This window comes from Millionella massiliensis, assembly GCF_900104655.1.
Taxonomy (GTDB): domain Bacteria; phylum Bacteroidota; class Bacteroidia; order Bacteroidales; family Rikenellaceae; genus Rikenella; species Rikenella massiliensis.
The window spans coordinates 242,307-254,770 of sequence record NZ_FNWD01000002.1 but is presented as its reverse complement, the minus strand read 5'-3'; the positions used below and the strand labels follow the sequence as shown (position 1 = coordinate 254,770).

Here is a 12,464-nt window from a genome sequence, read left to right as displayed (position 1 = left end):
TTCTCGTAAAGCAAAACGCATAAAACAAAGAATCTACAGCAAGGACGAAAAAAATCAGTTTCACAACAACCAAACAAGGATTACAATTCAGTTTAACATAAACTCAACAACACTTACTTGTTCCTTGTTTTTCAAAGTCCTTTAAAAGACAATAACCCCATTTACAATTATACACCACAACTTCATCCCTCACTAACACAATCCACCAATTCACTCCCCCACAGCTACACCTCTACTGCGTTCCACCATACCCCAATACAAACCGCCAGGATATGTTTTTCAACATTACAAAACAGCCCTCCCCCCCCCAAAAAAAAGGGTCAATCACACAACACGAATAAAACCACACGTCCCCACCCTCCTATTTTCACAAACATCCTAAGACCATAACAACAGAAAACACTATCATTAAAATCAAACGCAATATTATAATTTCAAAGATAAAAACAATAACTATTTTAATTCGTAAAAAATAATTTATCACAGACACAGACCCAATTATTATTGCACAATAAAAATAATATATATTTTTGCATTTAAAATACGCTTAAAAATCGCAAGTCACACACTCTATAGACACCCAAGCGTCCCTCCACAAACATACCAGACAAGAGGAGAGAGGCTCGTGCGCACCAACAACTTATAATCTGACTCGATAAATAAAACCCACCATAAAACCATACTAACAAATTGATCTTTAAAAAATTATCAGCAACACAACATCATCCACCAGGCGTTATGCCATTCTCGGAACACCACAAACAAACGTAATTCCTCCCCAACTATCCAACCCCATTCCATTTTTAACATCAAATATTCCCCAATGATTCGCCAACTATTCTAAAGCAAGAAAGAACCCCACTTTTATCTAAAAGTAGCATCATACAACACAGAGACTACAATTTATCCACGATCTCACGTAAATAAAGTCAGATCAATCTTTAAACGAATATCGCATGAAGAAGACTTTACTGATAGGCCTCCTAGCGGTTCTCGCCAGCACAGAGTCATGGTCGCAGAACACATTGGATTCTGCTCGGATTTTTTACCGGCGAGGACACCGCGAAGTGGATGTCAACTACCGGAACAACAGCGCCGAACTAAGCCGGTTCATAGAAGCTCTACGCAAACAACACGCCTCAGGACACCTCAACAATGTAGTGATACGCTCATGGGCATCGCCCGATGGTGTCAGTCTCTACAACGAACGGCTATCGGAACGACGTGCCGATTCACTCAAAGCCTATGTAGTACGCAATGCCGGAATCCCATGCAGCATTATCAGCACCCAGGGCGAAGGTATCGCATGGGAACTACTCCGCGACAAAGTCGCAGCATCCGACATGCGCTACAAGGAAGAAGTACTGAATATCCTTGACAATACTCCTGTATGGGTATTCGATGACGCCGGCCGCATCATTGACGGTCGTAAAAAACAACTGATGGATCTGCACGGCGGCAATCCGTACAAATACATGCAAGAGCATTTTTTCCCGGAATTGCGGACCAGTCTCTCTGTGATTAATTATCAGACTTCCGGGGACAACACCCCGAATATCACTGACGGAACATCCAGTCCGGAAGGCACGATTGCCCTGTCCAACAATGATAAAGAAACGTCTCAAGCCCAAGGAGTCACAGGAAAAGACACAACCCCAGGAACGTCACAAAAGGAATCACCCGCCAATCAACAGCAGGCTCAAGGGAATATCACAGATGAAACATCCAAGCTGGCAGCATCTCACCGGCTGGCCCTGAAGACTAACCTGCTATACGATGCAATTTTGATGCCGTCACTGGAAATAGAGTATCGTTTCCACGACCGTTGGACGGTGAACCTCGAGGGCGACATGGCCTGGTGGCACAACGATCGCAAACACAAGTACTATCAGGTGGCTACCATCAGCCCTGAAGTACGCTGGTGGTTCGGCCAGAAAGAAAATACCTGGCACGGCCACTATCTCGGCCTGTTCGGCGGTTACACGTGGTACGACCTCGAAAACGGGAAACGCGGCTATCAGGGTGAAGCCGAGATGGTCGGCCTCAGCTACGGCTACATGTTCCCCATCGGACGTCGGCTTTCGCTGGAGGCCGGTATTGGAATCGGATACATGCACAGTAAATATGAGGAATATCAACCCGTATCCTATATGGGTGACACGCACTACGTCTATCAGAAGACCAGTCGTCTGAACTACTTCGGTCCGCTGAAGTTGAAACTGGCACTGGCATGGCGTCTGTGGAACACCGACAAGACGAAAGGAGGCGGGAAATGAAGACAGGATTTATCACTATGAAAAACATGTCCACACACGTAGGCGCCGTATGCGCCGCAGCCTTGTTGGTCGGCCTGACCTCCTGCCGCAAGGATTTGTGTTACGACCACGATTCACACGGAGCATCCGTAAAAGTGGATGTCACCGCCACTTGGGAACAAGAATGGGAACGTGACCACGGAACCGGATGGGAAGAGTCCTGGAGCGATCAGGGATGGGACGAATGGATGGCATACAATGATCTGCGCCCTGAAGTACCCGACGGCATACGTGCAGTACTCTACACGCCAAACGGAACGCGCGACGAACGCAACCTGCCCGCCGAAGGTGGACGTCTTGCAATGGTCGAGGGAGAACACACCATACAATTCTACAACAACGACACCGAGTACATCGTATTCAACGACGATCCCGCGACAGGTACGGTGAGCGTAACCACCCGTACCCGCACCCGGGTCGGATTCGAGGAGATGCACGCCGGAGAGCGTACCGTTTCGCAACCCGACGTTCTGTACAGCAGCTATGTGGAGAGCTACGTAGCCAAACCCACCTACGAAGCGGACGTTCTGCCCGTCGAGCTTCACCCGCTGGTATACACCTATGCCATCCGGTTTGAATTCAGCCACGGCGCCCAATACGTAGCGTTGGCTCGCGGAGCGCTGGCCGGCATGGCCGAGAGCGTCTATCTGCACAACGGCAAGACAGGTACCGAGGCAGCCACCGTATTTTTCGATGCCACGGTATGTGACTGGGGTTCATCGGCACAAGTCAATTCGTTCGGCATCCCTGACTTTCATCCCGGCGAGACCAATCCATCCGCGAGCAGCACACGCGCCACCCGCAACTACAGCCTGCAACTCGAAGTGCGCCTGCACAACGGCGAATACAAAACCTTCGAACGGGACATCACCGACCAAATCGAAAACCAACCGCGCGGAGGCGTCATCGTCGTCAGCGGACTGGAAATAACAGACGAAGAGGGTGAAAGCGGCGGATCGGGTTTTGACGTAACAGTAGACGACTGGGGAGAAAGGCACGAAATAGAAATCCCGATGTAGTCGCCCCAAAATAAAGATCTTAGTCTAATGTCTCATTTTTCAATACATTATATTATGAAAACAAATCTTTTTCTGCTTGGCATGGCAGCAGCGGCCCTGGTAGGCTGTACAAAAAGCGAAGTAACGAACCAAAGCAGCAGTAAAGCTATCGGTTTCGAACCCATCGTAAACAACTCCACAAAAACACTAACGGGCGACGAAGGTACTACCAACACTAGCCTATCGGAATTTTACGTATATGGTGGTTCTGACAAAAGTCAAAACCTATTCAACGGAGAAAGAGTGTACAAAGGTACCGATTGGCAATACGATAACATCAAATATTGGGTAGAAGGAAGCACCTATAAATTCGCAGCCATCTATCCCGGTGCCAATGACAATAACCTTTCAGTCGATTTCGATTATGGCAGCGGCCACATGGAACTGCTGGCAACCGTTGACAACGCGAATCAGTATGACCTGGTATATGCAGAACAAGGCCCAATTGAGATTACTGCTGAAAACATTTCGACCCAGCCGACAGTATCTTTTGCATTAGGGCACATTCTTTCCAAGTTGCGTTTTGTCTTCCAAAAAAACGCAGACTTCGGGAATAATACCCGACTTGTTATCAACGACCTCCAAGTCAGCGGAGCCAGTACTATGGCAGGACAAGGGATTCTGGGCAAAGCGACGTATGCCAACACTACCGGCGCTTTCAGTTGGACTACAGCCGCTGATGCTTCGAACGTCACCTTTACGTCTGACCAAACTTATACGGTTACCGATGAATCCATCGTTGGCTCTGCAACAGAAGATGTAGGACAGACTTTCTACGTTATCCCCCAAAGCCCTCAAGGAGGCTTCACCCTGAGTTTCACTGTTCAATTACAGGAACAGGCTCCGCTGTCAACAGGGGAAGAATGGGTAAATATTGGCGATCCCCATACCTTAAGCACCACCATTCCCACCGCACAATGGGCCGTGAATAACATCTACACCTACACTGTCAAGCTGAAGCAAGCCAACATCTCAAGCGCTTATCCCATCGAATTCGCCGCCTCCGTTTCCGACTGGGGATCATCGGCTGGTAGCAGCGATATAGAACTGTAATAAGTTCTCCATTTCGAAGCCTTATACCCACAGGCTAAAGTCGAAGTGGATACGTCTGTCACGAAGATTCTCTCGCACTGTACTTAGGTACTGGTATAAAGGGAAACAATCGGAATACAAAGATCCGGATCCTCCAAATGCTGAAGCCAGCCTCTGTAACAAAACACGAGATTTCAGACAACAGACAACCACCCCAGACGCAAAACCGGACAGCTCCGAAAATACCAGAAAGCACCATTGCGCCCAGTGTGGAGCTATCCCGACACTTAGGCCGGGCGGGGTTGAATGTTCCCCTCCCGGTCGCCAATACGAAAGTTAGAGTCACTGACCGACCAACTTTCCACAGACAGAGACAGCCTCCCTGCATCTCGAAACAAATGTCATCCGGGATCTACTGGCCACAGTTCGTCTCTTTTTCGTGCAACATGCACAGAGAAACCATTACGAAACGCAAAAAACATCGGTACAAGGTATGAACAAAAGAAATCACAGAATCAAAAGCGTGGTTCTACCAATCGTGACCCTACTACTGGCCTCGTCCTGTACAAAGAGCAAGACGAACGAACCAGCCACGCAACCGATTCGTTTCAGCTCCCCCGCCCTGACCCGCTCTGCCATAAACAACGTGGGAGAACTACAAAGCGACGGTAACGCCTTCTCGGTATGGGGCTGGTACAGCAAAGACGGTTCGGTTGCCGGCCAGGTATTCGATCACGAAAACGTCAGCTGGTCCACTGCGGCCACGGCATGGGGCTATGAAGGTGTCAAATACTGGTACGTCGGTTACACTTACAATTTCCAGGCCCTCTTCCCCGCAACGGAGGACTTGGGAAATGCAACTACCGTGATATGTTCACAAACCGGCGACCTGTCGATAGACGACTTCGATGCGACTCAGAGCCACGACCTGATGATCGCCTCTCAAAGCGGCATCACGCCCCAGGCAAATCAGGATCCGGGTCCCGTATCGTTCCGCTTCGAGCACCAACTGGCCAAACTCCAGTTTCAAGTCAAAGCCGCGGGACGCGATCTGACCGTCACCTCCTTCAAACTGAATGGCGTAGCCTGCAAAGCAGACTTTGCCCACACCGCCGGCACAGGCTCAACCTGGAGCAACCCCGTTTTGAGCAGCGCCGACGACAATTATTTTGCCGCAACCGATATTCCGGTCACGACCTCCACTCCCGTCGATATGCTGGGCGACGTGATGGTACCTCCGCACACCGACCTGTCGACGGCTGAAATTACGATCAGCTATCGCTACGACTACGAAACGACAGACCGCACCGCCACCGTAAAACTTTCCGACCTCGCCACACAGCAGTGGGAAGCCGGCGAGCATTACGCCTACACCCTGAGCATCTCGGCCGCCCAGCTCAGCATCAACGTACAAATTCTCGACTGGGACGAAGAAAACACCTCCGTATCGTGGCAGTAAAATGGCCGAAAGAACCCAAATGACGACAACACCATGTGTATGAAACATCTATTCGAATCCCTCCAATCTCGCCTGTTAGCCACCCTCATACTGGTTAGCGGCCTGCTGACCAGTTGCGACAAAGAGACGCAAACATGGGAAAACGACGGACGCACCGCCACCATCACCCTGCACGTACCGATGGCCGAATCGAGCGTCACCCGTACCACAGATGAAGAGTACCAACAGGCCGAGACCAAGATCAACACCCTGCGCATCCTGATCTTGTCGCAAGATTACAAACAAATCATCAACCAAAAATTCGATAATCAGGATATAACCGGTGGGTATCTCACCATCGAAGGTGTTCCGGTCGGTAAGGTGATGATCTGCGCCATTGCCAACGAAGCCGCACTCGGTAAAAATTACGACAACTTCGAAGACTTTGAGAAGGACCTTGTCGATATCGGGAACAAGAAAAAGTTACGGATTATAGACGAGCAGCGCACGCATTTTCCCAAGCGTTTCACCGAGTCCGAAATAGCGCAATACGGTCTGCCGATGAGTTGGATCGACCGCGAAGCCGAAATCGCCCAACCCGGCCCCACGCCGCAGACGATCGAGGTCAATCTGGAACGCGCCGTGGCCAAACTCAACATCATCATGAACAATGCCCTAAGCAACCCGATCACCATCACCTGATGACGTTCGGCCAGTTTTTCGGCGACCAACTCTACCTGTTCCGTGAAGCGACCCTCGACATACCGGACGAAACGACCTACGCTACCCAAGAGTATCCCGGAGTATCCATCGAGATTCCCGGTGGCGAGAGCAAAACCCTGGCCTGCTACATCTACCCATCGTATGCCTGGAAGGACAACACTCCCTCGCCCTACACCATTGGGTTCACAACAACCACAGCCCCATACCCTTCGAAGGCTTTTATCGATGAAAACAGCGGTGCACTGAACTCCATTGCCCGCAACAAACAGGTCAACATCCATGCTACGCTCAGCGCAGAAGCCAGCATTCAATTAAAATTCGAAGTCAAGGATTGGAACACACACTCAATCGAAGTTCCTCCATTCAATTAAACGCCTACCCCATTTGCCTTTACAAGTTATGGAAAAGAGACTGACAAGCGTACAACGACTATTTCCAGCCCTGATTCTGGCGGTATTGTTCTCCTCCTGTACTAAAGATCCACTGACGCAAGGGGGCGGCAAAGTGCAGGAAGGGCTCTCCACACAGGTAAACCTATCATTCAGCACGGCCGAGAACCGGGTGGAAACCCGAGCTGCGCAAGACGCAAGCTATGAGAGTCGCGTGAACAACCTGTATGTATTCATCTTCAACGCAGCCGGTGAAGTACATTACAGAAACTTTTTCACCACGTTAAGCTACGACGGCTCTTACGACAAGGGGAGCATTACCATCAACACCACCTCTCTGAATGATGCACAGGTGATCTGTATTGCCAACCTGTCCACAACAGGCGTCCAATCCAGTTACAACGTCACCGAAGCTGAGATGAACGCTATAACATCCTTGGACGCCCTGCAGCAATACGTCATGGAGTTACAGGAACAAACCGTCGAACGTTCCACCCAATTCATGATGACCGGCTATGCGTATGACAATAATGCTCCGGACAACACGCACATTACGATTCCCGGTTCAGAAACAGGTACATCCGAACTGGCCTGCACCCTGAAACCCGAACGTACCGATGCCAAAATAGAATTCATTGTCAAGACCGAGATTCCTGAAGACAAGAAAGGCTTGTGGAGCAACTTCGATTTCCGCCCCGAGAGTTGGCGTGTGGTGAACGTTCCCGCCCAATCGATGCTGCTGGCCAAAACAACAGGCGATGCAGACGGCGACCAATGTGAATATTTCGCTACGGACCCGATGCCGTTCGAAACTGTTTCACGGGATGACAACTACCTCTATACCTCGGGCGGCTTTGTCTTTTACATGCCTGAGAACCGCAAGACCCCGACAAAAGCTATCCCTGCTGATGCAGCCACCGACGCAGCCAGCCTTTATGCCCTGCGTGAAGAGCACGACCATGTAAACGAAGGAGGCAGCTTTACCGACAAACCCGGTCAGAAGTTCGAGAACGGAGCCTTTACCTATGCACCCGCGAACTCGACCTATGTGGAAATGTCCGGTACGCTTTCATACCAGGACTCCAAAAATTATACCGTCAATGCCAACGTCACCTTTACGGTACACCTGGGTTACGCCAACGGCGACCCGAACGACTACGAAACCAAACGCAACACCCACTACACATACACCGTCACCCTGCGCGGAGTTGACAATATCGTAACAGAGGTCACCTCCGACCTCGCAGAAGATGAACCGCGCGCCGGCTATGACGGCGACGTAATCTACAGCCAGGAAGGCCTCCACGAACTCGATGCACACTACGACCGCGAACTGATCACCATCGATCGCAGTAAAGTGCCCGATATGAAGTGGGGCATCCAGACCCCGTTTGGCAAAGCCATTTACGACGGCGATTTCAGCAGCAACCAGACTCCCGAGAACAACGGCATATACGACTACAAGTGGATCAAATTCGCCGTTAACGACGATTACGGAGTAGATGCAAGTCACTATGTCAAATATCCCGGCGATCAGAACTACAAAGGGACCGACGGAGGCAAAGAATCGCCCTACTACTCAGCGCTCGGAAACACCCAAGCACGCATGCTCGACGTACACCAGTTACTTCAACGTCTGAAGGAGGAATACGCCGCAGGGCAAACCTCAGGAACTGTAGCCATCACCGCATTCATCGATGAGTACGTCTATGTGAAGCATCCCAAAAGCGGCGCCGACTACCTCGACCAATGGCGAACCTATGTCGAGGCCGAAGACCGCCTGCTCTACTTCATCAACGGCGAAAGCTCCAAATACAGTCCCGACGGTGCTTCGAGTGTAATCGAAGCCATACAAACATTCAAACAAAAGTCCATCCGAACGGTTTACAACACCAAGAAAAGCGAGAGCGAATTGCCCACCATATGGGGTTTGGAAAGCCGCATGGAAGGCACTCGCTGGGCACCCGGCGATGTCAGCCAGGGAAGTTCGCGCAGCAACGGCCGCCTCAATACCATAAAGTGTATTTTAGGAGCAAACTATTCTGATAATAAATCCATTAAATGGACGGACGTTTTGAACACCTCCGACCATTACGACCTAAACGCAAGCTACCAGGATGCCGTTCATGCTGTGCTGCTCCGCAACCGCGACCTGAATGGCGACAACATCGTTCAAGACAATGAAATCCGCTGGTATTTGGCCGCCATTGACCAGTTGGTGGATCTCTATATCGGCGAATACGCATTGGATGATGCCGCACGCCTCTATCCTCAAAATGCCGCCGACAGAGAGAACCAAACCCGCTGGCACTACACCAGTAGTTCGTATGACGGAAGCAATCCCTGGGTACTGTGGGCAGAGGAGTGCGTAGCTTTAGGAAGTTACACTTCGTCCAATGGCTATATGGGCGGAAAATATGCTTATCGGTGCATTCGTAATCTCGGTCTCAATCTCGATGATCCGGACACAGAACCGACTGCACTCATACCTCAGGTAACACAAGCTGAAAGCGACGGTACATATATCATCGACGTAACCAATTTGAGCGAAAAATCCCGGCGCTTGAGTTTCGAAGCCGGTTCACTTCCCCAACACGACGACGAATCACCCTACAACCGTCCTTACGGAAAATTCCGAGTAGCTGGAATAAATGACGACTACACCTCCGGTACCCCCGGTATAACTGTCAATGCATTGAATCAGATGTCATGGAACAATCTTAATGATTGGAATTGGTTCCAAACGGCGACTCTGCCAAATGGATACCGGGTTCCGAATTTACGCGAACTGCTTATTATGGGAACTCGACTACCCAGTGATGCATGGAAAACTTATGAAGATTGGTGGGGACTTTACCATCACAGCAGCAAAGCCATGTACATGAGCTATACCAGTTTCAGTAGACGTAACATCTCTGAATTAGGGAAAAATGGCGGTTTCCGCTTTAACGCAGAGAATAGCTCAATCGGCGCTACCGGTCCAAGCGCAGACGGCGGCTATGCCCGCGGCGTAAAAGACCTGCAATAATACCAGTAACAACCGACCTCACAAGATGACAAACTCTATAACGAGTGCCCTGTTTCCCGTATATCGGGAAACAGGGCACTCGCTTTTTCAACCTCGCCCCATTCCCCTCTCCGAATCTGCCGGAGCCAAGGTGGGTCACCACGATTCGACCATTACGCAGAATCACCCTTTCTCCGGAACGTGAGAGGTCAATGCAGTTCGGCTATGGTTGCCGTTTCCAAAACAAACACCACGATCCACTCATCAGGCATAAATCCGGGAACAACGACTTCCTGCATACCGATCATAAGTTACACGCGGACACGATCTAAACATCCGCTTGTTCATCATATTCCGGTCTGTTCACCGCATAAAATGTCCCAACATACCGTATTTACGACAACTCGGAAAATAGAATAAGACACATAACCCAAAATTTGAGTACCTTTATTGCACTTCGACAAAATTCCCCTCACATGCACGAAACATTCGACATATTCCTTATAGTCATGGCCGTCATGGCCCTCGTGGTATTCATCGCCCTGCACTTTTTCGAAGCCGGATACGGATACCTGTTCGACCGCCGATACGGCCGCCCCATTCCAAACCGCATCGGATGGGTCCTGATGGAATCCCCCGTGTTCATCCTTATGTGCATCCTCTGGCTCTGTTCCGAACGCACGCTCCAGGCTGCACCGCTCACCCTCTTCATACTGTTCCAGGCTCACTATTTCCAGCGTTCTTTCATATTCCCACTGCTCATACGCGGAAATTCAAAAATGCCCATCGGAATCGTTCTGATGGGAATGGTGTTCAACACACTCAACGCCCTGATGCAGGGCGGATGGATCTTTTACATCTCCCCGGCCGACTACTACGACGACTGGTTCACTCGCCCATACATCTATATCGGCGGCGCAATCTTTATCGTCGGCATGGTGATCAACCTCCACTCGGACGCCATCATCCGTCACCTGCGAAAACCCGGCGACACACGACATTACATCCCCCGCGGCGGCATGTTCCGATACGTTTCGTCGGCCAACTACTTCGGCGAATTTCTCGAATGGACCGGATTTGCCATCGCCTCGTGGTCGTGGGCCGGAGCCGTTTTTACCTGGTGGACCTTCGCCAACCTCGCTCCCCGCGCAGCATCGCTCCGCCGCCGCTACGAACAGATGTTCGGTGAGGAATTCACCAAACTCCACAGAAAACGCATGATTCCATTCATCTATTGATACCGTACCATGTCAGACCTTTTCACACCATACAAACTCGGCCCCATCACGCTGCGCAACCGCACGATCCGTTCCGCCGCGTTTGAGTCGATGGGCAAGGACTTCGGCCCCACCGAACAGCTCAAGGAGTACCACGTTGCCGTGGCCCGCGGCGGCGTGGGCATGACCACGCTGGCCTACGCTGCCGTCTGCCGCAGCGGACTGTCGTTCAACAAGCAGTTGTGGCTTCGGCCCGAGATCGTTCCCGGCCTGCGCGACATTACCGACGCCATCCACCACGAAGGCTGCGCCGCCGCCATTCAGATCGGCCACTGCGGAAACATGACCCACTGGACCACTGCCGGCCAGATGCCCATCGGCGCTTCGTCCGGCTTCAACCTCTACTCATACACCCCGGTAAGGGGCATGCGACGCAGCGAGATCGAGCAGGTGGCCAAGGATTTCGGACGTGCCGTACACACGGCTCACGAGGCGGGATTCGACTCGGTAGAGGTACACGCCGGGCACGGTTACCTGATTTCGCAATTTCTTTCGCCCTACACCAACCACCGGCACGACGAATACGGAGGATCGCTCGAAAATCGAATGCGGTTCATGCGGATGTGCCTTTCCGAGGCCGTCGAAGCCGCACGAGCCTGCGGCATGGCTATCACGGTGAAACACAACATGTACGACGGATTCAAGGGCGGGATTCAGATTCCGGAAAGCATCGAGATCGCCCGCGTCATTGAATCGTTCGGCGTCGACGGGATCGTCCTCTCGGGCGGATTCGTTTCCAAAGCCCCGATGGCCGTCATGCGCGGATTGATCCCCCTCTACACGATGAGTTACTACTCACCGCTCTGGCTGCGCTACTTTATCCGCTGGTGCGGTCCCTTCATGATCAAGCAATTCCCCTTCCAGGAGTGCTATTTTCTCGACGACGCCCGGAAATTCCGCGAAGCACTCAAAGGTACACTCATCTATGTCGGGGGACTTGTCAGCCGCGAAGGTATCGATCGAGCGCTCGATGCGGGCTTCGAATTAGTGCAAATGGCCCGCGCATTGGTCAACGACCCGGCGTTCGTCAACAAGCTCCGCGAAGGCGATGCAACGACCCGCAGCGCATGCGACCATCGCAACTACTGCATTGCCCGCATGTACTCCCTCGACATGAAGTGCAGCAAACACTGTCCGGACCTCCCGCGCAAGATCGTTGAAGAACTCAAACGCCTCCCCTGATGAAGCACACAAACGACGCAAATACAGACCAGACACAAAACAG

General features: G+C 51.3%; 9 protein-coding genes. All 9 read left to right on the top strand.

The genetic code is table 11. The annotated features are described in order from the left end of the window. The first annotated feature begins 956 nt into the window (after positions 1-956). Complete coding sequence (locus BQ5379_RS01025; RefSeq protein WP_071133709.1) at positions 957-2,276, top strand: DUF3575 domain-containing protein; 1,320 nt, start codon at positions 957-959, stop codon at positions 2,274-2,276. Between the two features lie 26 nt (positions 2,277-2,302). Further along, positions 2,303-3,334 (top strand): DUF5119 domain-containing protein, encoded by a 1,032-nt coding sequence (locus tag BQ5379_RS01020; protein ID WP_394332048.1) that lies wholly within the window; start codon positions 2,303-2,305, stop codon positions 3,332-3,334. Between the two features lie 54 nt (positions 3,335-3,388). Further along, positions 3,389-4,426: a fimbrillin family protein gene (locus tag BQ5379_RS01015; RefSeq protein WP_159431193.1), complete on the top strand. Its 1,038-nt coding sequence runs from the start codon at positions 3,389-3,391 to the stop codon at positions 4,424-4,426. 472 nt (positions 4,427-4,898) lie between these two features. After that, complete coding sequence (locus BQ5379_RS01010; protein WP_071133706.1) at positions 4,899-5,864, top strand: fimbrillin family protein; 966 nt, start codon at positions 4,899-4,901, stop codon at positions 5,862-5,864. 39 nt (positions 5,865-5,903) lie between these two features. After that, the gene (locus tag BQ5379_RS11305) at positions 5,904-6,545 is read left to right on the top strand and encodes a FimB/Mfa2 family fimbrial subunit (RefSeq protein WP_235846013.1); all 642 of its coding nucleotides are present in this window, start codon (positions 5,904-5,906) and stop codon (positions 6,543-6,545) included. Further along, entirely contained in the window at positions 6,545-6,937 is a 393-nt protein-coding gene (locus BQ5379_RS11300) for a hypothetical protein (protein ID WP_071133704.1), read from the top strand. Before BQ5379_RS11305 ends, BQ5379_RS11300 begins: the two co-directional genes overlap by 1 nt. Positions 6,938-6,965: 28 nt before the next feature. Further along, a complete protein-coding gene (locus tag BQ5379_RS00995; protein ID WP_071133703.1) occupies positions 6,966-9,983 on the top strand; it encodes a fimbrial protein in 3,018 nt (1,005 codons plus the stop codon). Positions 9,984-10,438: 455 nt separating this feature from the next. Continuing rightward, positions 10,439-11,200, top strand: coding sequence for a DUF1295 domain-containing protein (locus tag BQ5379_RS00990; RefSeq protein WP_071133702.1), 762 nt, complete (start codon positions 10,439-10,441; stop codon positions 11,198-11,200). A 9-nt stretch (positions 11,201-11,209) separates the two neighbouring features. Further along, positions 11,210-12,421: an NADH:flavin oxidoreductase gene (locus BQ5379_RS00985; RefSeq protein ID WP_071133701.1), complete on the top strand. Its 1,212-nt coding sequence runs from the start codon at positions 11,210-11,212 to the stop codon at positions 12,419-12,421. Positions 12,422-12,464 lie beyond the last annotated feature (43 nt).

Bases quoted from the DNA above. Each gene is read 5' to 3' on its own strand.
- BQ5379_RS01025 (WP_071133709.1), top strand. From the start codon at position 957: ATGAAGAAGACTTTACTGATAGGCCTCCTAGCGGTTCTCGCCAGCACA.
- BQ5379_RS01020 (WP_394332048.1), top strand. From the start codon at position 2,303: ATGTCCACACACGTAGGCGCCGTATGCGCCGCAGCCTTGTTGGTCGGC.
- BQ5379_RS01015 (WP_159431193.1), top strand. From the start codon at position 3,389: ATGAAAACAAATCTTTTTCTGCTTGGCATGGCAGCAGCGGCCCTGGTA.
- BQ5379_RS01010 (WP_071133706.1), top strand. From the start codon at position 4,899: ATGAACAAAAGAAATCACAGAATCAAAAGCGTGGTTCTACCAATCGTG.
- BQ5379_RS11305 (WP_235846013.1), top strand. From the start codon at position 5,904: ATGAAACATCTATTCGAATCCCTCCAATCTCGCCTGTTAGCCACCCTC.
- BQ5379_RS11300 (WP_071133704.1), top strand. From the start codon at position 6,545: ATGACGTTCGGCCAGTTTTTCGGCGACCAACTCTACCTGTTCCGTGAA.
- BQ5379_RS00995 (WP_071133703.1), top strand. From the start codon at position 6,966: ATGGAAAAGAGACTGACAAGCGTACAACGACTATTTCCAGCCCTGATT.
- BQ5379_RS00990 (WP_071133702.1), top strand. From the start codon at position 10,439: ATGCACGAAACATTCGACATATTCCTTATAGTCATGGCCGTCATGGCC.
- BQ5379_RS00985 (WP_071133701.1), top strand. From the start codon at position 11,210: ATGTCAGACCTTTTCACACCATACAAACTCGGCCCCATCACGCTGCGC.